Origin of the sequence: Dyella lutea, assembly GCF_024158035.1 — a bacterium.
Lineage (GTDB): Bacteria > Pseudomonadota > Gammaproteobacteria > Xanthomonadales > Rhodanobacteraceae > Dyella_A > Dyella_A lutea.
Map to the genome: position 1 here is coordinate 115,019 of NZ_JAMZEK010000003.1, position 22,307 is coordinate 137,325.

General features: G+C 68.2%; 23 protein-coding genes. 16 read left to right on the forward strand and 7 right to left on the reverse strand.

Features of this window, described 5'->3' with window-relative positions; translation table 11 throughout:
• Positions 1-102: 102 nt before the first annotated feature.
• The 14 genes from NC595_RS12705 to hisIE all read left to right on the forward strand — a co-directional run bounded on the left by NC595_RS12705 (position 103) and on the right by hisIE (position 14,054).
• Positions 103-2,421 carry a DNA internalization-related competence protein ComEC/Rec2 gene (locus tag NC595_RS12705; protein WP_253567025.1) on the forward strand — a complete coding sequence of 773 codons (2,319 nt, stop codon included), beginning with the start codon at positions 103-105 and terminating at the stop codon, positions 2,419-2,421.
• Between the two features lie 117 nt (positions 2,422-2,538).
• The gene (locus NC595_RS12710) at positions 2,539-3,177 is read left to right on the forward strand and encodes a MotA/TolQ/ExbB proton channel family protein (RefSeq protein WP_256489116.1); all 639 of its coding nucleotides are present in this window, start codon (positions 2,539-2,541) and stop codon (positions 3,175-3,177) included.
• A 5-nt stretch (positions 3,178-3,182) separates the two neighbouring features.
• Entirely contained in the window at positions 3,183-3,614 is a 432-nt protein-coding gene (locus tag NC595_RS12715; RefSeq protein ID WP_063670580.1) for an ExbD/TolR family protein, read from the forward strand.
• A complete protein-coding gene (msbA, locus tag NC595_RS12720) occupies positions 3,611-5,386 on the forward strand; it encodes a lipid A export permease/ATP-binding protein MsbA (protein ID WP_253567029.1) in 1,776 nt (591 codons plus the stop codon). Before NC595_RS12715 ends, msbA begins: the two co-directional genes overlap by 4 nt.
• A 7-nt stretch (positions 5,387-5,393) precedes the next feature.
• Entirely contained in the window at positions 5,394-6,383 is a 990-nt protein-coding gene (gene lpxK / locus NC595_RS12725) for a tetraacyldisaccharide 4'-kinase (RefSeq protein ID WP_253567031.1), read from the forward strand.
• A gap of 139 nt (positions 6,384-6,522) precedes the next feature.
• Positions 6,523-6,858 (forward strand): YerC/YecD family TrpR-related protein, encoded by a 336-nt coding sequence (locus NC595_RS12730; RefSeq protein WP_253567034.1) that lies wholly within the window; start codon positions 6,523-6,525, stop codon positions 6,856-6,858.
• Positions 6,855-7,748, forward strand: coding sequence for an ATP phosphoribosyltransferase (hisG, locus tag NC595_RS12735; RefSeq protein ID WP_253567036.1), 894 nt, complete (start codon positions 6,855-6,857; stop codon positions 7,746-7,748). The genes NC595_RS12730 and hisG overlap by 4 nt, the downstream gene beginning before the upstream one ends.
• Before the next feature lie 22 nt (positions 7,749-7,770).
• The gene (gene hisD, locus NC595_RS12740) at positions 7,771-9,078 is read left to right on the forward strand and encodes a histidinol dehydrogenase (RefSeq protein WP_253567038.1); all 1,308 of its coding nucleotides are present in this window, start codon (positions 7,771-7,773) and stop codon (positions 9,076-9,078) included.
• Positions 9,075-10,133 carry a histidinol-phosphate transaminase gene (hisC, locus tag NC595_RS12745; protein ID WP_253567040.1) on the forward strand — a complete coding sequence of 353 codons (1,059 nt, stop codon included), beginning with the start codon at positions 9,075-9,077 and terminating at the stop codon, positions 10,131-10,133. Before hisD ends, hisC begins: the two co-directional genes overlap by 4 nt.
• A 106-nt stretch (positions 10,134-10,239) precedes the next feature.
• Positions 10,240-11,304: a bifunctional histidinol-phosphatase/imidazoleglycerol-phosphate dehydratase HisB gene (hisB, locus tag NC595_RS12750; RefSeq protein ID WP_253567042.1), complete on the forward strand. Its 1,065-nt coding sequence runs from the start codon at positions 10,240-10,242 to the stop codon at positions 11,302-11,304.
• Entirely contained in the window at positions 11,304-11,894 is a 591-nt protein-coding gene (gene hisH / locus NC595_RS12755) for an imidazole glycerol phosphate synthase subunit HisH (RefSeq protein ID WP_253567044.1), read from the forward strand. Before hisB ends, hisH begins: the two co-directional genes overlap by 1 nt.
• Positions 11,891-12,619 (forward strand): 1-(5-phosphoribosyl)-5-[(5-phosphoribosylamino)methylideneamino]imidazole-4-carboxamide isomerase, encoded by a 729-nt coding sequence (gene hisA, locus NC595_RS12760; protein WP_253567046.1) that lies wholly within the window; start codon positions 11,891-11,893, stop codon positions 12,617-12,619. The genes hisH and hisA overlap by 4 nt, the downstream gene beginning before the upstream one ends.
• Positions 12,613-13,383, forward strand: a complete 771-nt coding sequence (gene hisF / locus NC595_RS12765; RefSeq protein ID WP_253567048.1) for an imidazole glycerol phosphate synthase subunit HisF — start codon at positions 12,613-12,615, stop codon at positions 13,381-13,383. Before hisA ends, hisF begins: the two co-directional genes overlap by 7 nt.
• A 38-nt stretch (positions 13,384-13,421) precedes the next feature.
• Entirely contained in the window at positions 13,422-14,054 is a 633-nt protein-coding gene (gene hisIE / locus NC595_RS12770) for a bifunctional phosphoribosyl-AMP cyclohydrolase/phosphoribosyl-ATP diphosphatase HisIE (RefSeq protein WP_253567050.1), read from the forward strand.
• A 6-nt stretch (positions 14,055-14,060) separates the two neighbouring features.
• Here the strand turns inward: hisIE and NC595_RS12775 are convergent, their stop codons facing one another.
• Genes NC595_RS12775 through NC595_RS12790 form a run of 4 tightly spaced genes read right to left on the reverse strand, consistent with a single transcriptional unit; the run spans position 14,061 to position 17,037 of the window.
• Complete coding sequence (locus NC595_RS12775) at positions 14,061-15,080, reverse strand: C13 family peptidase (RefSeq protein ID WP_253567052.1); 1,020 nt, start codon at positions 15,078-15,080, stop codon at positions 14,061-14,063.
• A gap of 22 nt (positions 15,081-15,102) precedes the next feature.
• Complete coding sequence (mtnC, locus tag NC595_RS12780) at positions 15,103-15,789, reverse strand: acireductone synthase (RefSeq protein ID WP_253567053.1); 687 nt, start codon at positions 15,787-15,789, stop codon at positions 15,103-15,105.
• A 31-nt stretch (positions 15,790-15,820) separates the two neighbouring features.
• A complete protein-coding gene (locus NC595_RS12785) occupies positions 15,821-16,393 on the reverse strand; it encodes a 1,2-dihydroxy-3-keto-5-methylthiopentene dioxygenase (protein WP_253567055.1) in 573 nt (190 codons plus the stop codon).
• On the reverse strand, positions 16,390-17,037 hold the full coding sequence (locus NC595_RS12790) for a methylthioribulose 1-phosphate dehydratase (RefSeq protein ID WP_253567057.1): 648 nt from the start codon (positions 17,035-17,037) through the stop codon (positions 16,390-16,392). Before NC595_RS12790 ends, NC595_RS12785 begins: the two co-directional genes overlap by 4 nt.
• 166 nt (positions 17,038-17,203) lie before the next feature.
• Between NC595_RS12790 and NC595_RS12795 the strand changes: the two genes are divergently transcribed.
• Positions 17,204-17,533, forward strand: coding sequence for a high-potential iron-sulfur protein (locus NC595_RS12795; RefSeq protein WP_253567059.1), 330 nt, complete (start codon positions 17,204-17,206; stop codon positions 17,531-17,533).
• Positions 17,534-17,931: 398 nt separating this feature from the next.
• Here the strand turns inward: NC595_RS12795 and NC595_RS12800 are convergent, their stop codons facing one another.
• Both NC595_RS12800 and NC595_RS12805 read right to left on the reverse strand, forming a co-directional pair.
• Positions 17,932-19,371, reverse strand: a complete 1,440-nt coding sequence (locus NC595_RS12800; RefSeq protein WP_253567061.1) for an amino acid permease — start codon at positions 19,369-19,371, stop codon at positions 17,932-17,934.
• A gap of 79 nt (positions 19,372-19,450) precedes the next feature.
• Complete coding sequence (locus tag NC595_RS12805; protein ID WP_253567063.1) at positions 19,451-20,962, reverse strand: amino acid permease; 1,512 nt, start codon at positions 20,960-20,962, stop codon at positions 19,451-19,453.
• Positions 20,963-21,172: 210 nt separating this feature from the next.
• On the opposite strand from NC595_RS12805, the gene NC595_RS12810 reads away from it, so the two are divergent.
• Entirely contained in the window at positions 21,173-21,694 is a 522-nt protein-coding gene (locus tag NC595_RS12810) for an NUDIX hydrolase (RefSeq protein ID WP_253567065.1), read from the forward strand.
• A gap of 4 nt (positions 21,695-21,698) precedes the next feature.
• Here NC595_RS12810 and NC595_RS12815 read toward each other — a convergent pair whose 3' ends face one another.
• The gene (locus tag NC595_RS12815) at positions 21,699-22,223 is read right to left on the reverse strand and encodes a 3-hydroxyanthranilate 3,4-dioxygenase (RefSeq protein WP_253567067.1); all 525 of its coding nucleotides are present in this window, start codon (positions 22,221-22,223) and stop codon (positions 21,699-21,701) included.
• Between the last annotated feature and the right edge of the window lie 84 nt (positions 22,224-22,307).

Sequence of the window (22,307 nt, forward strand, 5' to 3'; positions counted from 1 at the left end):
CCGCGCATCGCGCGGCGGCTCTCGCCTACGCTCGTTTCGTCCTGACGATCCCGGGTCCGACGCTAGCCTTGGAGGCTGGTTCGGGCACAAGGGACATGGACGTTGCCGCAACGATCGCTCAGGGTCGGCGTTCCGCTGGCCGGTATCGCGCTGCTGCTCGGCGTGCTGGTCGTGCAGGTGTTTCCCGCGCTTCCGCGCGGCCTCGTGCTCTCGCTGGCCGTGACAGGGTTGGTTGCAGGAGCGACGGCCTGCTGGCTGTCTCCCCGGGCGCGGATCCTCGGTTGGATCCTGTTTGGCGTGGCATGGGCCATGTGGCGTGGTGCGGCGGCGATGGATGCACGCCTGCCGCACGCGCTGGAGGGCGAGGTTCTGCTGGTGACCGGGCAACTGCTCGACCTGCCGGATCCGCGGGCCGACGGTACGCGCTTCTCGTTCCGGGTGGACTCGGCCCGGCTCGGTGGGCGTCGCGTGGCGTGGCGTGGCCGGGTTCGGCTGGCCTGGTACGACCCGTCCCGTGTATTGCGTCCCTGCGAGCGCTGGCAGTTGCGGGTGCGCCTGAAGCGGCCGCGGGGGATGATCGATCCGGGCGGCGCCGATACCGAGCGCACCGCATTGGAGCGCCGAATCGATGCGGTGGGCTACGTTCGCGAAGGGGGTGACAACCGGCGGCTGGGTGCATCGGCCTGTGTCGACCGCCTGCGCCAGCACCTGGCAGCGTCGATCGACGCCCGGATGACCGACCCGCACGACGCGGCGCTGCTGCGCGCGCTCGCGGTCGGCGACACGCGTGGACTGGATCCGGACGACTGGGCCGTGGCGAGGGCTACCGGCGTCTCCCACCTGCTGGCCATTTCCGGCTTCCATGTAGGCGTGGCCGCGGCGTTCGGGGTCGGGCTGGTCTGGCCGGTCTATGCACTGTTTCCCGGGCTCGGATTGCGTTGTCCACGATCCCGGGCGCAAGCGGCTGCGGCGCTGGTCGCGGCCCTGGCCTATGGCCTGCTCGCGGGCATGGGCCTGCCGACACTGCGGACCCTGCTGATGATCGCGGTGGCGGTGGTTGCGCGCAGTCGCCGGCGGCATCTGGATGGGCGTCACGCACTGGCCATGGCGCTGCTGGCGATGCTGCTGGTGGACCCGCTGTCGGTGCTCGCGGCCGGCTTCTGGCTGTCGTTCGTCGGGGTGGCATTCCTGATGCTCTGCCTTGGCGTGCAGGGCCGCAGCTGGCGGGCGTTCGCCCGCGACCTTGCACGCGGTCAGTGGGTGATGAGCATTGCGCTGCTGCCGTTGACGCTCTGGTTCTTCGGCCAGGCCTCGCTGGTCGGGGCGCTGTCCAACCTGGTCGCGGTGCCGGTGGTCAGCCTGCTGATGGTGCCGGCCACCCTGCTGGCCGTGCTCGCGCTGCTGCTGTGTCCACCGCTGGCTGCGCCGATGCTGGCTCTGGCTGCCGCTACCGGGCATGCGCTCTGGTGGTTGCTGGCGCGCATGGCTTCGTGGCCCGGAGCGGCGTGGTACCTGCCGGCGGTCACTCCCTGGGCTTTGGGGCTGGCGATGCTCGGCGCGATCTGGATGTTGGCGCCACGGGGGACGCCGTGCCGCTGGCTCGGAGGGCTGCTGTTCCTGCCGCTGCTGCTTCCCGCACGGCCTTCGATACCGGCGGGCGGTTTCCAGGCCTGGGTATTCGACGTGGGGCAGGGGCTGTCGGTGCTGGTGCGGACGCATGGCCATGCCATGCTCTACGACGCCGGTGCCCGCTACCCGTCGGGTTTCGACGTGGGGGCGGCGACCGTGGTGCCCTCGTTGCGGGCACTCGGCGTGCGCCGGCTGGATCTGCTGATGATCAGCCATGGCGACAACGATCATGCGGGCGGTGCCGGCGCCGTGCTGGAGGCGTTTCACGTCCCGCGCCGACTGGCTGGCGAGCCCTCGCGGATGCCGATGCCGATGGCGCCATGCGTGGCGGGTCAGTCCTGGCATTGGGACGGCGTGACTTTCCGTGTGCTCAATCCGCACGGGCGGCCGTCGCACGACAACGACCGTTCCTGCGTGCTGCTGGTCGAGGGTGGAGGCGATCGCCTGCTGCTTACCGGGGACATCACCCGACGGGTGGAGGGGGACGTCGCTGCGGGCGTGCCTCCCGGCCGGCCGGTGGTGATGACGGTGCCACACCATGGCAGCGAAACCTCGTCCGGCGCGGCTTTCATCGCTGCGCTGCATCCCGCATTGGCGGTGGTTTCGGCCGGATGGCACAACCGTTTCGGCCATCCTCGTCCAGCCGTGGTAGCCCGCTACCGGGCTGCGGGCGTGCCGTTGCTCAATACGGCGGGCGAGGGTGCGCTGCGGCTGGATTTCCCGGTCGATGCCCCGATCCGTGCCCGGCCCGGTGAGCGGCTGCGGCAAAGGCGCTACTGGCGCGAGCGCTAGCATCAGGAGCGGGCTTTCGGCAGCCGGACGCAGCCCACGGAACGCTCGGTTCGGACTGGTATGATGCCGGCTTAGTTCTGCTTTGCATCCTGCGGGGGCGTTGTGCTGGAAATCCTGATGGCTGGCGGTTGGGCGATGGCGCCCATCCTGTTTTGTTCGGCGATCGCCCTGGCGATCGTGCTGGAGCGTTTCTGGACGCTGCGCCGTTCGTCCGTGCTCCCGCCCGGGCTGGGACAGGAAGTGCGTGACTGGGCCCGCAAGGGCCAGCTCGATCCCAAGCACCTGGAAACCCTGGCCAGCGGCTCCCCGCTGGGTGAACTGCTGGCCTCGGCCCTGGTCGTGCGCGACCGCTCGCGCGACATCATCAAGGAGCGCCTGGAGGACACCGGCCGCCATGTGGCGCATCGGATGGAGCGCTACCTCAACACGCTTGGCACGATCGCGCTGATCGGTCCGCTGCTGGGACTGTTCGGCACGGTGATCGGCCTGATCCGCATGTTCCTCGACGTCATGCGTGGCGGCGTGGGCGACCCGATGAAGATGGCCGGCGGCATCGGCGAGGCACTGATCTGCACCGCCACGGGTCTGGTGGTGGCGATCCCGGCCTATGTGCTGCATCGCTACTTCCGCAGCAAGGTGGCCGGATACTGCGTCGACATGGAGAAGGAGGCGATCGCCCTGCTGGACGATCTCACCTTCGGCACGCCGGGTGCAACGGCGACGCCACGCCCGCGCCGCACCCCGGCGGCAGGCTGAAACCGATGCGTATCGGTTCGGACCGTCGTCGCGACGACTTCGAGATCAACGTGATCCCGTTGATCGACGTGCTGCTGACGCTGCTGATGTTCTTCGTGCTCACCACCACGTTCATCCAGCACTCGCGCATGCAGGTGACCCTGCCCAAGGCCAGCGCCGAGGAGCGCGACGTGCAGGCGCCGCTACTCACGGTGATGATCGACAAGGATGGCCGCTATTACGTAGGTAGCGACGAGGTGCTTGGCGAAGGCATCGAGCCGCTCAAGCAGATGCTGGAACAGAACTCCGGCGGCCGGCGCGACGGCCAGGTCGTGATCCGCGCCGACGCGATGACGCCGCACCAGTACGTGGTGACCGCGATGGATGCGCTGGGGCAACTGGGCTTCACCCGATTGTCGATCGCCACCACGCCGGAGAAGCCGGGGGCGGAGCGGTGAATGCCGCTGAGCGACGAGGAGTCTGGGACGCCAAGACCTGGGAGGTCTACAAGCGCCTGTTCGGATACACCCGTCGGTACCGGACGGTCGGGCTGCTCGCGATTCTCGGCATGGCGATCGATGGCGGTGCGCTGGCCGTGTTCACCAACCTGCTCAGGCCGCTGTTCGACGACCTGTTCAAGAACAAGGATCCGCATCTGATCTTCTGGATGCCGATCTGGATCATGATCATCTTTGCCGTGCGCGGCATCGGCACCTTCCTCAGCAGCTACGGTATCTCCTACATCGGCCGCCACGTCGTGCAGGCGATGCAGATGGATGTGTTCGGGTCCTACCTGAAGCTGCCGGCGACCTTCTTTGGCGCGGAGCCGTCCGGCCAGCAGATCTCGCGCATCACCTACACCAGCGAGCAGGTGGCGTCGGCGTCGACCGATGCGATCAAGATCGCGGTGACCGAAGGCGTCACCGTGGTGAGCATGCTGTACGTCATGCTGCACAACAGTGCCTACCTCACGCTGGCCCTGCTGGTGATGGTGCCGGCCGTGGCGCTGATCGCCACCGTAGTCAGCCGCCGTTACCGCAGCATCAGCCGGCGTATCCAGGGGTCGATGGGCTCGGTGACCGGCACGGTCGAGGAATCGGTGGGCGCCTACCGCGAAGTCCGCATCTACGGCGGCCAGCCCCACGAGGGCGCGCGGTTCGACGAGGTCACCCGGCGCGCGCGGCGGCTCAACCTGAAGATCGCCTTGACCAGCGCCTCGTCCAGCACGGCGATCCAGACGGTCGCCGCGTTTGCGCTGGCCGTGCTGGTCTTTCTCGGCACGCGGGCTGACGTGATCGACCGCATCACCTCGGGCGTGTTCATCACCGTGCTCACCGCGATGGGCGCGATGATTCCCTCGCTGAAGCGACTGACCAACGTGCAGTCGAACATCCAGCGCGGCATGTCGGCGGCGGAAGACCTGTTCGACGTCATGGACATGGCACCGGAAGGCGATCATGGCCGGATCGAGCTGGACCGCACCCGCGGCGATCTCGTGTTCGAGGGCATCCGCCTGCGCTATCCACGCAGCGAGGCCGAGGCCCTGCGCGGGGTGGACCTGCGCTGTCCGCCCGGCACCGTCACCGCGCTGGTCGGCCGCTCGGGCAGCGGCAAAAGCACCCTGGTCAGCCTGCTGCCGCGGTTCTACGAGCCCAGCGCCGGCCGGATCGTGCTCGACGGCGAGGATTACCTCGACTACACCCTGGCCTCGCTGCGCCGGCAAATCGCCTGGGTGGGGCAGAGCGTGGTGCTGTTCGACGGCACGGTGGCCGAGAACATCGCCTACGGCGAACTGTCCGGCGCCAGCGAGGCCGAGATCGTTGCCGCGGCCGAAGCAGCCAACGCGATGGAATTCATCGCTCGCATGCCGCAGGGCCTGCACAGCCCGATCGGGCAGGGGGGCGGCATGCTCTCCGGAGGCCAGCGCCAGCGCATCGCGATTGCCCGGGCGATCCTGAAGAACGCGCCGATCCTGGTGCTGGACGAGGCCACCAGCGCGCTCGATACCGAGTCCGAGCGGTTGATCCAGAACGCGCTGCAGCGCCTGATGGAGCACCGCACGACGCTGGTGATCGCGCATCGGCTGTCGACCATCGAAGGGGCGGACCAGATCGCCGTGATGGACCATGGCCGCATCGTCGAGCGCGGCACCCACGCCGAGCTGCTGGCGCTGCAGGGCCACTACGCTGCGCTCCACCGCATGCAGTTCCAGGCTCCGGCGGGCGACTGACCCGGCCATGGCGCTGGCCGACGAGCTGCAGGAAAGCTGGTACGGCGATCGACGTCCGCCGGCCTGGACGTTCCCGCTGGCCGTGCTCTACGGCGGTCTCGCCGCCCTGCGCCGCGCGCTCTACCGCGCCGGGATCCTGCGTCGGGTCCGGCTGCCGGTGCCCGTGGTGGTGGTCGGCAACCTCACCGCCGGCGGAACCGGCAAGACGCCGCTGACCCTGGCGCTGGTCGAGGCATTGCGCCGGCGCGGCTGGCAGCCCGGCGTGGTCAGTCGTGGCTACGGCGGCACGCAGCGCGAGCCGGCGTTGCTGGACGCTCAGCCCGACCCTGCCAGGTTCGGCGACGAGCCCTGCCTGATCCGCAGCAGCGGCACGCCGGTGGCGGTGGGGCGGAGCCGGCCCGCCGCCGCCGCGCTGCTGGTCGAGGCCGGCTGCGACGTGGTGATCGCCGACGATGGCCTGCAGCACTACCGGCTTGCCCGCGACGTGGAGATCTGCGTGGTCGACGGCGCGCGGCGTTTCGGCAACGGCCGGCTGCTGCCGGCCGGGCCGCTGCGCGAGCCGCTGTCGCGGCTGCGACGGGTCGATTTCCGCGTCGCCAACGGCGCCGCCGGGCCCGATGGGTTCCCGATGCGACTGGTCGGCGGCACCGCGGTCGCGCTGGTCGACGGCGAGGAGCGCCCACTGGCCAGCTTCGCCGGTACGCCGGTGGCCGCCGTGGCCGCGATCGGCCACCCCGACCGTTTCTTCGAGAGCCTGCGCACGCAGGGGCTGGAGGTGGACGGCCGCGCCTTTCCTGACCATCACGCGTTCAAGGCGGCGGATCTGGCGTTCGCGGGTGCGCGCCCGCTGCTGATGACCGACAAAGACGCCATCAAGTGCGTCCGCTTCGCCCGCCCGGGCTGGTGGCGGGCGCCGATCCGGGCGGAGTTGCCCGGGGCATTCCTCGATGCGCTCGACCTGCGCCTGCAGCAGGTGCGTTCCCACCGGGATCGCTGACGTTCTCCCTGGGCGGAAGGGCCACGCTCCGCCGATCCGCACGAATGCACGCGCCCTCCGGGGCAGCCTGGGAGCGGGCGCTCGACAGGTAAAGGGCGGCCCGCTAGACTGTGCAAATGTATTAACGCATTAGTACATTATGAAGCGCCGTTCCGTCGATCCAGAAACCCCCGCCGAGTCCGCCGAGCTGAGCCTCTGCGAGGCGTTGCTGTCGCTGAAGAATGCCGATGAGATGTCGGCGTTCCTGCACGACCTGTGCACGCCGGCGGAGCTGGAGGTGCTGGTCGATCGCTGGCGGGTTGTGCCGTACCTGCTCGAGGGCGTCTCCTACCGGGAGATCCACGAGCGGACCGCGGTCAGCATCACCACGATCGGACGGGTGGCCCGGTATCTCAACCAGGGCAGTGGCGGTTACCTGGCGGCGGCCGCGCGGGCGGCCCGGCGCCGCACGAATCAGAAAAAGGACAAGGCATGAAGACGCGCGATCGCCTGCGCATTGCGATGCAGAAATCCGGCCGGCTCACCGAGCCGGCGCTCGACTTGCTCAAGCGCTGCGGGCTCACCTTCCGGCAGAGCCGCGACAAGCTGTTCTGCTTCGGCGAGGGCGAGCCGGTGGATCTGCTGCTGGTCCGCGACGACGACATCCCCGGGCTGATCGAGCAGGGCGTGTGCGACCTGGGCATCGTCGGCCGCAACGTGCTGGACGAGTTCTCGCTCACCGCCGGAATCGACGGCGCCCCGCTTAAGGAGTGGCGCCCGCTTGGCTTCGGCCGTTGCCGGCTGTCGGTCGCGGTGCCGCAGGAGATGACCTACGAGGGCGCGGCCAGCCTGGGCGGCCAGCGCATCGCCACCTCGTATCCCGGCCTGCTGGGCAAGTGGCTGCGCGATGCGGGCGTGCAGGCCCAGGTGGTGACGCTGGCCGGTTCGGTGGAAATCGCGCCCAAGCTCGGCACCGCCGATGCCATCTGCGATCTGGTGCAGAGCGGCGGCACGCTGGTCGCCAACCAGTTGCGCGAGGTGGACGTATTGCTGGAGAGCGAGGCGGTGCTGGCCGGCCCCGCCACGCTGCCGACCGACGAGCGCGGCGACATGCTGGAGCTGCTGTTCAAGCGGCTGGATGGCGTGATCCAGGTGAGCGAGTCGCGCCTGCTGCTGCTGCAGACCTCGCGCGGCAACCTGGAGGCGGTGACCCGGCTGCTGCCGGGCGGTCCGCAGCCGACCCTGCTGCCGGTGGCCGGGCAGCCGGACCAGCTGATGCTGCAGGCGCTGTGCGCGGGCGAGGTGAGCTGGCGCCAGCTGGAAGAGATCAAGAAGGCCGGTGCGCGCGAGATGTTCGTGCTGCCGGTGGAAAAGATGCTCGCCTGAGCGGGCTCGAGGACACGAGACGATGAAGCGGCTGGACTGGAACGCACTCGACGAAACTGCCTGGCGCGTGGCGCTGGCCCGCCCCGCGCAAGCCCGCGCGGACGAGCTCAAGCAGGGCGTGGCGGCGATCATCGCCCAGGTGCGCGCACACGGTGACGTGGCGCTGCGCGAACTGAGCGCGAAATACGACCGCTGCGCGCTGGACGCCATCGAGGTGACGGCCGCTGAATTCGACGCGGCCGAGGCGGCACTCGATGAGGCGCTGAAGGCGGCGATCCGCGAGGCGGCCGGGCGCATCGACACCTACCACCGCGCGTCGCAGCCCAAGCCGGTGGGCGTGGAGACGGCGCCGGGCGTGCGCGTGGAACGCATGCTGCGCCCGATCACCCGGGTCGGGCTCTACGTGCCGGCCGGCACCGCGCCGCTGCCGTCCACCGCGCTGATGCTGGGCGTGCCGGCGGCGATCGCCGGCTGCCGCGAGGTGGTGCTGTGCTCGCCCGCGCGCGCAGACGGTCGCTGCGACGAGGCCGTGCTGTACGCAGCGCGCGTGACTGGCGTGCACCGCGTGTTCAAGCTGGGCGGCGCCCAGGCGATCGCCGCGATGGCCTACGGCACGGACAGCGTGCCCAAGTGCGAGAAGCTGTTCGGCCCGGGCAACGCCTGGGTCACCGAGGCCAAGCTGCAGGTCTCCGGCGATCCGGACGGTGCCGCCATCGACATGCCGGCCGGTCCGTCCGAGGTGCTGGTGATCGCCGACGATGGCGCCAACCCGACGTTCGTCGCGGCCGACCTGCTCTCGCAGGCCGAGCATGGGCCGGACTCGCAGGTGGTGCTGCTCAGCCCCTCAGCCGCGCTGCTCGACGCCGTGGCCGCGGAAGTGGAGCGGCAGGTCGCGACGCTGCCGCGCAGCGAGACCGCGCTCAAGGCGCTGGCGCAGAGCCGCCTGATCGCGGTGGACTCGCTGGCCCAGGCGGTCGAGGTGAGCAACCGCTACGCGCCCGAGCACCTGATCATCCAGACTGCCGAGCCGCGCGCGTTGCTCGACGGCATCGAGAGCGCGGGGTCGATCTTCCTGGGATCCTGGACGCCGGAATCGGTCGGCGACTACTGCAGCGGTTCCAACCACGTGCTGCCCACATACGGCTACGCGCGCAGCTACAGCGGCGTGTCGGTGGCCAGCTTCGTCAAGCAGATCAGTGTGCAGGAGGTGAGCGCCGACGGCCTGCGCGCGATCGGTCCGTGCACGGTCACGCTGGCCGCCGCCGAGCAGCTGGAGGCGCACCGCCGCGCGGTGTCGATGCGGCTGGACGTGCTGGAGGGTCGCGCATGAGCGTGCTCGACCTGGCGCGTCCCGAGATCCGCGCGATGCAGCCGTACTCCTCGGCGCGCATGGAGGCCAGCGGCGGGCAGATCCTGCTCAACGCGAACGAGTCGGCCTGGGCGCCGTTCGGTGAGGCGGCCGCCGGCTGCAACCGCTATCCCGATCCGCAACCGGCGGCGCTGGTCGATGCTCTGGCCGCGCTCTATGGCGTGCGCCGCGAGCAGCTGCTGGTCGGCCGCGGCAGCGACGAGGCGATCGACCTGCTGGTGCGCGCGTTCTGCCGCGCCGGCGAGGACGCGATCCTGATCCAGCCGCCGACCTTCGGCATGTACGCGGTGTGCGCGCGCATCCAGAACGCGGCGGTGATCGAGGCGCCGCTGGCCGCCGACTTCACGCTGGACGTCGACGCCGTGCTGGCGGCGATGACCCCGGCGGTGAAGCTGGTGTTCGTCTGCACCCCGAACAATCCGACCGGGCAGGTGATCCCGCTGGCGGCGGTGGAACGCCTGGCGCAGACGCTCGCCGGGCGCGCGCTGCTGATCGTCGACGAGGCCTACGTCGAGTTCGCCGACGCACCGGGCTTCGTTGGCCTGATCGATCGCCACGAGCATGTCGGCATCCTGCGCACGCTCTCGAAAGCCTGGGCGCTGGCCGGTGCGCGCATCGGCACGCTGCTGGCGAACGACGCGGTGATCGCGCTGCTGCGGCGGATCATGCCGCCGTATCCGCTGCCCTTGCCCTGCGTGGATGCGGCCTTGGCCGCGCTGTCGCCGGAGGGCCAGGCCCAGGCGCGCGGGCACATCGCCGAGATCAAGGCCGAGCGAGCGCGCATGCGCACGGCGATCGCCGCGGTGCCCGGCGTGCGCGAGGTGCTGCCGTCGCAGGCGAACTTCCTCGCTGTGCGCTTCGATGACGCCGGTGCTATCTACCAGCGCTTGCTCGCCGCCGGCATCGTGGTGCGCGACGTGCGCCGCTATCCGAATCTGGGCGATGCGCTGCGCATCACCATCGGCACGGCGGAGGAAAACGCCCGCGTGCTGGATGTGCTGGAGCAGACCCGATGAATCACGCGAATCGTAGGAGCGCACACTGTGCGCGACTGCCAGACCGATGCCGCATCCCGCAGGTCGCGCACAAGGTGCGCTCCTACATGGGTTGGAGAGATTGTTGATGAGCCGCAAGATCCTTTTCATCGACCGCGACGGTTGCCTGATCGTCGAGCCGCCGGACGAGCAGATCGACAGCTACGAGAAGCTCGAGCTTCTCCCCGGCGTGATCGGCGCGCTGCAGCGCTGCGTCGCCGCCGGCTACGAGCTGGTGCTGGTCACCAACCAGGACGGCCTTGGTACCGCGAGCTTTCCGCAGGACAGCTTCGACGGCCCGCACCAGCTGCTGCTTCGCATCCTGACCTCGCAGGGCATCGTGTTCCGCGAACAGCTGATCGACCGCAGCTTCCCGCACGAGGGACTGGACACGCGCAAGCCGGGCATCGGCATGCTGCGTCACTACCTGGCCGACGACGGCTGGAGCCGGGCGGCTTCGGCGGTTATTGGCGACCGCGAGACCGACATGCAGCTGGCCGCCAACCTCGGCGTGCGCGGTCTGCGCGTGGGGCCGCAGGGGCTGTCGTGGGACGCCATCGCACACCGCCTGCTCGATGCGCCGCGCACCGCCACGGTCCAGCGCAACACGAAGGAAACCCGGATCAACGTGAGCGTGGACCTGGATCGGGTGGCGGAGCCGAAGATCCACACCGGGCTGGGCTTCTTCGACCACATGCTCGAGCAGATCGGCAAGCACGGCGGCTTCGCACTGGAGCTGAACTGCGACGGCGACACCCACATCGACGAGCACCACACGATGGAGGACTGCGCGCTGGCCCTAGGCCAGGCGCTGAAGCAGGCGCTGGGCGACAAGCGCGGCATCGGCCGCTACGGCTTCACGCTGCCGATGGACGAGTCCTTCGCCAGCGCCGCACTGGATCTCTCCGGCCGGCCGTACTTCGTGTTCGAGGGCAGCTTCCCGCGCGAGCGCGTGGGCGATATCCCCACCGAGCTGGTGCCGCACGTGTTCCGCTCGTTGTGCGAGACGCTAGGCGCCAACCTGCACCTCAGCGTGAAGGGCGACAACGCGCACCACATGGTCGAGGCCTGCTTCAAGGTGGTGGCGCGCGCGCTGCGCCAGGCGATCCGCCGCGAGGGCAGCGAGCTGCCCAGCACCAAGGGGACGCTCTGATGGCCGTGGTGCTGGTCGATGCGGGCGGCACGAACATTGGCTCGGTGCGCTACGCGCTGCAGCGCCTCGGCGTGGAGGCGGCGCTGACCGCCGATCCGGTCACCATCCGCGGCGCCGACAAGGTGATCCTGCCCGGCGTGGGTGCGGCCGGTCCCGGCATGGCGCGGCTGCGCGAACTGGGCCTGGTCGAGCTGATGCGGTCGCTGACCCAGCCAGTGCTGGGCGTGTGCCTGGGCATGCAGCTGCTGTGCACGCATTCGGAAGAGGGCGATACCGAGTGTCTCGGCGTGATCGACGCCCCGGTGCGTCGCTTCCACGAAGCGCCCGGCCTGCGCGTGCCGCACATGGGCTGGAACGCGCTGGCGTCGGTGCGCACCCATCCGCTGCTGGACGGGCTGGCCGCAGGCGAGCAGGCGTATTTCGTGCACAGCTACGCGGTGCCGGTGGGCGACTACACGGTGGCCACCAGCGACTTCGGCGGCCCGTTCTCCGCGGTGATCGCCCGCGGCAATTTCCATGGCATGCAGTTCCATCCCGAGCGTTCGGCCGGCGTGGGCGCCAGACTCCTACAGAATTTCCTCAGCCTATGAACTTCGACGTCATTCCGGCCATCGACCTGCGGGAAGGGCGCGTGGTGCGCCTGCGCCAGGGCGACTATGCACAGCAGACCATCTACGGCAGCGATCCGGCCGAGTTTGCCCGGCGCTACCTGCACGCAGGGGCGCGCTGGCTGCATCTGGTGGATCTGGATGGTGCCCGCTCCGGCGATCTGGAGAACCTGTCGACGATCCGTGCGATCGCGGCCGAGGGGATTCAGGTGCAGGCGGGGGGCGGGGTGCGCACGGAGGACGATCTTCGTCGCCTGTTCGACGTCGGGGTCGATCGCGTGGTGCTGGGCAGCGTGGCGATCCGTGAGCCCGAGCAGGTGGCGCGCTGGCTGGACACCCACGGCAGCGAGCGCATCACGATCGCGCTGGATACGCGGAGGATCGGCGAGGACTGGCTTCTGCCCAGTGCCGGATGGACCGCGATGGAATCGCGCACGCTGGACGAGCTGGCGCCGTGGTACGCCGCCCACGGCGCCCGCCATCTGCTGTGTACCGATATCGACCGCGACGGCATGCTGGCCGGCTTCAATCTCGATCTCTATCGCCATCTCGCCAACACCCTGCCGCAGCTGGCGGTGCAGGCCTCCGGCGGCGTGCGTTCGCTGGCGGATATCCGTGCCGCCCGCGATGTCGGCGCGCGCGGAGTCATCCTCGGCCGTGCGTTGCTCGAGGGGCGCTTCACGCTGGAGGAGGCGCTGGCATGCTGAGCCGCCGCATCATCCCCTGCCTGGACGTGCGCGACGGCCAGGTGGTCAAGGGCGTGCGCTTCCGCGACCACGTCGTGATGGGTGAGATCGTCGACCTGGCGTTGCGCTACCGCGACGAGGGCGCCGACGAGCTGGTGTTCTACGACATCACCGCCAGCCCGCAGGGGCGCAGCGTCGACCGCGGCTGGGTCGAACGCGTGGCGCGCGTCATCGACATCCCGTTTTGCGTGGCCGGCGGCATTCGTTCGGTGGAGGAGGCGCGCGCCGTGCTGCACGCCGGCGCCGACAAGATCTCGGTGAATTCTCCGGCGCTGGAGCGTCCGGAGTTGATCGACGAGCTGGCCGGGGCGTTCGGCGTGCAGTGCGTGGTGGTCGGCATCGACTCGCTGCGCGACGCCGACGGCCAGTGGCGCGTGCACCAGTACACCGGTGACCCGGACAAGACCCAGGCGCTGGCCCGCGGCACGCTCGACTGGATGGTCGAGGCGCAGCGCTGCGGCGCCGGCGAGATCGTGCTCAACTGCATGGGCAGCGACGGCGTGCGGCAGGGCTACGATCTGGAACAGCTGCGCGCGGCCCGCGCGATCTGCCACGTGCCGCTGATCGCCTCGGGCGGTGCCGGAGCGATGGAGCATTTCCGCGAGGCCTTCCAGAGCGCCGACGTGGATGGTGCGCTGGCCGCCAGCGTGTTCCACTCCGGCGCCATCGCGATTCCCGAACTCAAGCGCTACCTCGCGCGCGAGGGTGTGGCCGTCCGCCTCTGAGGCTTGGCCCCGTCCGCAACCCACTGGCAGAACGCACCATGACCGACATGCTTCCCGATCCCACCGATCTCTCCCGCCTGGACTGGACCAAGGGCGACGGCCTGTTGCCGGCAATCGTGCAGCACGCGTTGACCGGCGAGGTGCTGATGCTCGGCTACATGAATGCCGCTGCGCTGGAGACCACGCAGCGGACCGGTTACGTCACGTTCTTCAGTCGTTCCAAGCAACGCTTGTGGACCAAGGGCGAGAGCTCGGGCCACGTGCTGGCGCTGCGGTCGCTCCGCGTGGACTGTGATGGCGACACCCTGCTGGTCGGCGCGTTGCCGCACGGCCCTACCTGCCATACCGGCACGTCGAGTTGCTTCGGCGCGTCGGTACGGCCGGCGCTGGGTTTTCTCGCCGAGCTGGATGCCCTGGTGGCTCGGCGCCATGCCGAGCGCCCGGAAGGCAGCTACACCACGCGCCTGTTCGAAGGGGGCGTGCGGCGCATCGCCCAGAAGGTCGGCGAGGAGGGCGTGGAGACGGCTCTGGCAGGTGTGGTCCAGGGCGATGAGGAATTGCTGGGCGAGGCGGCGGACCTGATGTTCCACCTCACCGTGCTGCTGCGCGAGCGGGGCCTGTCCCTGGCCGCCGTCACCGACGTGCTGGCGGCCCGCCACGCGGCGAAGTGATCTGACTCAGCGCGTCGCTGGCGTCCCGCCGGCGGCGTCCGGACGGAACGGTACCGGCGGCCCGACCGGGTCGCCCTGGCGCCAGCGGGCCAACTGGTCGGCAATGCCCTTGCCGATCGAGATCTGCGGCTCCGATGGAGTGAGCCGGTCCTGCTGTTCCCATCGGGCCACCTCGGCATGGGCCTGGCGGAAGGCGGCGATCGGGTCAGCGGTCCGGTTGAGCGCATCGACCAGCCATGCGCGGCCGAAGTAGGTGGCGGCCGAGTCGTTGCCGCAGCCGAACGAGCTGCGGTCGCTGCGGGCGGCGGTGATCACCAGCGTGCCGTCCCCCTGCAGGGGCGGTACGAAGCCGCCCGAATAGCAGGCGTTGACCACCACCACCTTCCATTTGAACGGGTGCTCGGCCAGGATGCCGGCGAGGTCCGGCGCGCCGATCTGGTCCAGCGGCAGCGGGTCCATGTCCACCAGCAGGGTGTGTTCCGGGTCGCCGTGGCTGGTGAGGTAGAGCATCAGGATATCCTGTTGAGGGTCCATCACCTTGGACACGCCGGTCAGCGCGGTCTCCAAGTTGCTCCAGCTGGCCAGCGGCCGGCTATCGAGCGTGGCCGGGTTGTTCTCCAGCACCAGCGTGTGGGCACGGGTGCCGTAGCGGTGGCGGAACAGGGTGGCGGCGTACTCGGCCTCGTTGCGGAACACATCCTCGCTGCCGTCGCCGGCGAAGCTCACCAGGTACAGGTTGGGGACGCCAGGTACGCGCGGTGCCAGGGCGTCCAAGGCTTGCTGCATCAGCCGGGGCTGGGCATACAGCACCTGTTCGGGCGACGGCGCGCTCCTGGGCCAGCCGTCGGTCGGCAGCAGGCCGTCGTCGGTCGTCGCGTTCGTATCCGGGCTAGCGGCGGCTGCTGATCCGCTGGTGGTCGACGCCGGACCCGGGTTTGTGACGGGTACGGTCGGCGTGTGCAGCACGGTCGCAGTGAGCGCGGCACCGGTGGCCAGGGCGAGCAGGGCGATGATCAGCGTGCGCATGTCGGGGCCGGGGGCTCGGGATTCAGAGCGCGATGGCGTCGAAATCCCGGTAGGCGGGGTGGGTGCTCGCGGCTGGCAGCGTCGCGGCATCGCGCAGCAGCCAGCCAGTCTGGAAACCCGCCGCCCGCGCGGCGTCGAGTTCCTGCTCGATGTCGGACAGGAACAGCAGGTGCGCAGGTTGTTCGCCGATGGCCTCGGCGATCGCTTCGTACGAGGCCTGCTCGCGCTTGGGGCCCGTCTCGGTATCGAAGTAGCCGGCGAACAGTGGCGTGAGGTCGCCGGCTTCGCTGTAGCCGAAGAACAGCTTCTGCGCGGGTACCGAACCGGAGGAATACACATAGAGCTTCAGCCCCTGTGCGCGCCAGGTGCGCAGGCGTGCCGGCACTTCGGGGTAGACGTGAGCGCGGTAGTCGCCGGCCTCGTAGCCTTCCTGCCAGATCATGCCCTGCAGCGCCTTCAATGCCGTGGACTTGCGGTCCTCGTCGATCCAGCGCAGCAGCAACTCGATGACTTCCTGTCGACTGGCTTCGATGAAACCGGCCTCCTTCGCTGCCTCGTGCAGCCAGTGCTGCACCTCGGGACGGTCGCCATGGGTCTCGACGAAGGCGGGCAGGCGCTTGCGCGCATAGGGAAACAGCACGTCCTTGACGAAGTGGATCGAACTGGTGGTGCCTTCGATGTCGGTGACGATGGCGCGGACTTCGATCATCGAGTGGTTTTCCGTGTCGTTGGCTGGGGTATCAGGGAGCAAGGGCAGTCGCGCTGGGGTGGGGGGGCATGCGCGGGAAGCGGCCGGCGATGTCGGTGCCGGTGAAATGGGCGACCCAGCCTTCCTTGTTGGTGAACAGGCGGATGGCCACGAAGTAGGGCGATTCGCTCATGTCGAACCAGTGGCGGGTGTTGTCGGGCACACCGATCAGATCGCCCTGCTCGCAGAGCACCTCGTAGACCTTGCCTGCGATGTGCAGGGTGAACTGCCCGGCGCCGGCCACGAAGAAGCGCACCTCGTCCTCGCTGTGGGTGTGCTCTTCGAGAAACTTCTGGCGCAGTGTGGCCCGCTCCGGGTGATCGGGCTTCAGGCTGATCACGTCCACAGCCTGGTAGCCCTCGTCCTTCATCAGGCGGTCGATGTCCCCTTGGTAGGCAGCGATCACCTGCTCCTGGCTGGCCCCGGGCCATACGGGTTCATTCGCCTCCCAGCGCTCGAAGCGCACGCCGGCCTCGCGCAGTTCGTGCTCGATGGTCGCGTGGTCGTGGAATTCCGCCAGCGGGGTGCCCGGGATCTGGTCGTCGTAGATGCGCAGGCGGCTCATGCGGAAAGTCTCCTAAGGTCGAGCTCGCAGGCCAAAAGAAATTCCAGGGCCTCGAGGTGGCGACGCGTCTCGGCCATGTCACGCCCCCAGGTGTAGATACCGTGGCCGTCGATCAGGTATGCGTGCAGCGGTTTGCCGGCGTCCAGCCAGGCCTCCACGCGTGCGACCAGTTCCGGCATGTGCTGGGTGTTCGGAAACACCGGGATCTGCAGCATGCTCTCGTGGGTATGGAAGCCGGTGATCGCCTTCTGGAGCTCCCAGCCCTCCAGCCGGATCGAGCCCTGTGCGGCAAATAGACGCGAAGCCACACTCTGGGTGCGCGAATGGGTGTGTAGTACCACCCGCGTGTCCGGCCAGCGGCGATAGACCTGTGTATGCAGGGCGGTTTCGGCGCTGGGGCGTGCATCGGTCCCGACAGCCTGGCCGTCGAGATCGATCAGCATGATGTCATCGCGATCCAACCGGCCTTTGTCTCGTCCGGAGATCGTGATGGCAGCGTGCGAATCGTCCACCCGCATCGAGAAATTGCTGCTGGTGGCGGGCGTCCAGCCCAGGGCGGCGAGATCTTTCGCTGCCCCGGCGATGGCGTCGGCACAAGCGAAGAATGCTTCGGAGGAAACTCCCGGGGGAAAGGTCTGCGACATGATGATTTGGACGTCCAAACAGGCGCTCAGGATACCATGCGGACGAGCCTGGTCACCGGCAAATAAGAGCCATTCTCGCAAGTCAGGACAGATTGCGGGGAACGGCGTAGCATCAACACGTTGATCGCTGCCACGGCAGCATTACATCCACGACGGAGGTTTACCAATGTCCAAAGAAGAGAGCATCGAGTCGCGTCGCCGGTTCCTCAAGATCGCCGCCGGTACAGCCGCTGCCGCTGCCGTGATCGGAACGCTGCCGCGCGTTGCGCGTGCTGCCGACCTTCCCCATGTGTCGGAGTCGGATCCGACCGCCAAGGCGCTCGGTTACGTCGAGGATGCCAGCACGACCAAGGATCCGAAGCACAAGGCTGGAGCCAACTGCTCGAACTGCCAGTTCTACAGCGGTGGCCCGACCGGTTTCGGTCCCTGCCAGTTGTTCCCGGGCAAGGCGGTCAGCGCGAAGGGCTGGTGCGTGTCGCATGCCGCTAAGGCATAACCAGCGCCCGTAGCGAAGCTCATGAAAAGAAAAGGCCGGCGATCTCGCCGGCCTTTTTTGTTTTTCGGGAAAGCGCGCATCGCGCGATGGGTATCCCTGAAAGTGCCGCCCGGCGCGCCAGCTTGAGGAGCTGACCCTGGCTGACGCGCCGGGGGGCGATCCGGGGCCCACTGCCAAGTGATCAACCCGCGGACCCCGGATGATACTCCGGTGTCCTGGGGAGTGCGAACCGTGCGCGGCATGCAGTTTTCGCAAAATAAGTTTTTTTAATCAATAACTTGTGTTGATTTTCTCGATCTCATGTGCCCGTGACATCAAAAACACCAATGGGCGGAAAGTTGGAGGTATTTAGGAGAAGATCAGACCTTTTTGCCGCTAATTGGGCGATTTCCAGGCGATCAGGCTTGATGGAGTCGGCTGTGTCGCAGCCCATAGCCGAAGTAGATCAGCAGCCCGATCAGGGTCCATACCCCCATCAGCGCCCAGTTGAACCAGTTCATGGTGTACAGCAGGCCGAGGCAGCTGAGCACACCAGCGATGCAGATGGCCGGAGCGAAGGGAACACGGAATGTGCGTGGCATTTCCGGAGCGGTGTAACGCAGGATGAGAACGCCGGCGCAGACTGCCGTGAAGGCGATCAGCGTACCCATCGACGTAAGGTCGGCCAGCAGGTCCAGCGGAAAGATGGCCGCGAGTGCCGCGATGCCGAAGCCGGTGATCAGCGTGTTGATGTGCGGCGTGCGGTGTTTCGGATGCACCTTGGCGAACACCTTCGGCAGCAGGCCGTCACGGGCCATGATCATGAAGATGCGAGGCTGGGCGATGATCATCACCAGGATCACCGAGGACAGGCCGATCAGCGCGCCGACTTCGACCCAGGTACGCAGCCAGCCCAGTTCCGCGTGGCCTCGCAGTGCCGTGACCACCGGGTCGACCGTGTTGAGCAACGTGTAGGGCACCAGTCCGGTCATTACCGCGGCCATACCCAGATAGAGCACGGTGCACAGCACCAGCGAGAGGATGATCCCGAACGGCAGGTCGCGTTGCGGATTCTTGCATTCCTGCGCGGCGGTCGAGGTGGCCTCGAAGCCGATGTACGCGAAGAACACCATGGCCGCGCCGCGGAAGATACCGGACCAGCCGAACTCGCCGTCGCCCTTTTGCTCGGGGATGAACGGGTGCCAGTTGTCGGTGTTCACGTAGCGGGCGCCGGCGATGATGATCATCACGATCAGGCCGACCTTGAGCAGCACCATCAGCGTGTTCAGACCCGAGGATTCCTTGATGCCCACGTAGCACAGCCAGGTCAGGGCGAGCACGATGGCTACGGCCGGCAGGTTGAACAGGTGTCCGGTCGCGACCAGGTGACCGCCGGTATAGGCCAGCGGCGCCTCGGTGAGTGCGGCGGGGAGATGGATGCCGATGTGGTCGAGCAGGCTGGTGAAGTAGCCCGTCCAGCTGGCCGCCACAGCCGAGGCCGAGATGCCGTATTCCAGCACCATGTTCCAGCCGATGAACCAGGCCACCAGTTCGCCCAGCGTGGCGTACGCGTAGGAATAGGAGCTGCCCGACACCGGGATCAGCGTGGCGAACTCGGCGTAGCACAGCGCGCTGAAGCCGCTGCAGATCGCCGCCAGGATGAAGGAGATGAGCACGGCCGGTCCGGCGTGCTCGGCCGCTGCCGTGCCAGTGACCACAAAGATGCCGGTGCCGATCACCGCACCGATGCCCAGCGCGGTGATACCCCAAGGGCCGAGCGTGCGGCGCAGGCCGGGACCGTGGCTGTCGTCGGTGATGTCGCTGAAGTCGGTCTTGCGGGCGAGCAGTTGCTTGAGCATGGGGCTTCCGTAAAAGGCGACGGCACGGCTTTCACCGTGCCGTCCTGGCTTCATTCAATGACCGGTGCCTCGGGCGGCCTCAGTCGGCCTCGGTACCGTTGGCGAGATGGCTTCGCTTGCGGCCGTAGAGGAGGTACACCGCGATGCCGATCACGGCCCAGCTGAAGAACAGCTCCAGCGTCCACACACCCAGGTTGAGGAACAGCATCAGGCAGCCGGCCACGGCGAGCGGGCAGATCACCCAGACCATCGGGGTGCGGAACGGACGCGGGCGCAGCGGATCGCGGACGCGCAGCACCATCACGCCGATCGACACCATGATGAAGGCGAACAACGTGCCGGAGTTCGTGATCGCCGCCAGCTTGCCGACCGGGAACAGCGCGGCGAACAGCGAGACGGCCACACCGGTGATCATGGTCAGCACGTGCGGAGTATTGAACCGGGGGTGCAGTTTGGACAGGCTGCCCGGCAGCAGGCCGTCGCGCGACATCGTGAAGAAGATGCGGGTCTGGCCAAAGATCATCACCAGGATGACCGAGGGCAACGCCAGCACGGCGGCGAGACCCACCAGGTTACCGACGGTGGGGAAGCCGAGCATGCGCAGCACGTGCGCCAGCGGTTCCTTGCTGCAGACCAGCGCCTTCGAACCCTCGCAGGCCGCGGCCATCGCCAGCGTGCCCGGCTGGAGCGCCTGGCCGTCCGCACCGAGCATCGGCTGCGAGCCGACCGAACCCACCGCGCCGTAGCCGACTAGCAGGTAGAAGACGGTACAGATCGCCAGCGAACCGATCAGGCCGATCGGGATGTTGCGGTTAGGGTTCTTGGTTTCCTCGGCCGCGGTGGACACGGCATCGAAGCCCACATAGGCGAAGAAGATCGACGCCGCCGCGCCGAGCACGCCGATGCCTCCCAGCGGCGATCCCCAGCCGTTCGGTGTGAACGGTAGGAAGTTCGGGCTCTTGGCGGCAGGGACGGCGATCACGATGAAGGCGGTGAGCGCCACGATCTTGATCGCTACCAGGATGGCGTTGACCTTGGCCGACTTGGAGGTGCCCACGAGCAGCAGCAGCGCGATGACCAGCGAGATGCCGAAGGCCAGCAGATTGAAGGCGCCGCCCTCGTACGGACCGACACGCAGGGCTTCGGGCAGCGCAAGCGCACCCGGCTGCACCAAGCCGAACAGGTCGGTGTGCATCAGCAGGCCGTTCATGTAGCCGGACCAGCCGACCGCGACGGTGCCCGCCGCGATCGCATACTCGAGGACCAGCGCCCATCCGACGATCCAGGCGATGGGCTCGCCCATGACCCCATAGGTATAGGTGTAGGCGGAGCCGGCGACCGGGATCATCGAGGCCAGTTCCGCGTAGGCCAGCGCGGCCAGCGCGCAGACCACGGCGGCGATCACGAATGCGACCATCATGCCCGGGCCGGCCTTCTGGCCCGCTTCGGCCGTGAGCACGAAGATACCGGTGCCGATGATGGCGCCGACGCCCATCAGGGTGAGCTGGAGTGCTCCGAGCTGCCGTGTCAGGCTCTTCTTCTCGGCAGTGGCAAGGATCTGGTCGAGCGGTTTGACGCGCTGGAAAAGCATGCAGTGATTCCCCGTGGAAACAAACGCCATCCCCATGGCGCCAGAGCGAGGGCTGGTGCCTCGGTAGTCAGAGGTGACGGGCAACCTTAGCCGACCCCGATGGGGGCCACAAGCGCCGACGGACCCATGGACGGGCCATACAATCACCGGTCAGCAATCCCCCGATGGAGCCGCTTTCTGAACACCTCGATCGCCTCTTTTCGCGCTGCATTGCAGCGATTCCAGCACTCGCCGGACGAGGCCACGTCGCCTGCCACGTTCCTCGCTTTCCTCGACTCGTCGCCGGAGGTGTTCCGGTGCGAACATGCCCCGGGACACTTCACCGGCTCGTCGTGGCTGGTCAGTGGCGATGGTGCACGTGTGCTGCTGACCCACCACCGCAAGCTCGGTCGCTGGCTGCAACTGGGCGGACATGCCGACGGCGATCACGACCTCGCCCGTGTTGCACTGCGAGAGGCCGAGGAAGAGTCGGGGCTGGGCGACCTGGTGGTGGAGCGGACCATCTTCGATATCGACCGGCACTGGATCCCGGCGCGGGGCGAGGAGGCGGGACACTGGCACTTCGACGTCCGCTACGTCGTCCGAGCCACCGGCAGTGAGGACTTCGTGGTGAGTGCGGAATCGCTGGCGCTGGCCTGGCGGCCCGTCGCCGACCTGCTGGACGATCCCGGCATCGATGTTTCGCTGAGGCGGATGGCCCGGCGATGGTGCCAGCGGGTGGCGTCGGACTGAGCGCTCAGCCCGCGTCGGCGGTGGGCGCCGGGTGGACCATGCCGCAGCGCGCGCAGGTGCGCGCCTCCAGCGACCGGTAGAAGCGGTCGAACACTGGCGGCAGGTCGCGTTCGATGCTCTCCAGCGGGAAGTACGCCTCGAACAGCTTGTGGTTGCAGTTCGGGCAGAACCACATCAGCCCGTCGCGCTCGCCGGCGACGCGTTTGCGTTCGATCACCAGTCCCACCGAATCGGCAAACCGCTGCGGCGAGTGCGGCACGCGCGGGGGCAGGTAGAACAGCTCGCCGGCGCGGATCGGGATGTCGCGCGGGCCGTCGGCATCCTGCACCTTGAGCACCATCTCGCCCTCGAGCTGGTAGAAGAATTCCGGGCCTTCGTCGTAGTGATAGTCGGTGCGCGCATTCGGCCCGCCGACGATCATCACGATGAAGTCGCCGTCCACGATGCACTTGTTGCCTACCGGTGGCCGGAGCAGGTGGCGGTGCTCGTCGATCCAGCGCTGCAGGTTGATCGGTGGCAATAGGGTCATGCGTGGATTCCGGACGGGTGGCGCGCCACCTTATCGCCGCCACCTCGTCAAAGGAATGCCCCGCAGGACGGGGCATTCCGGTGT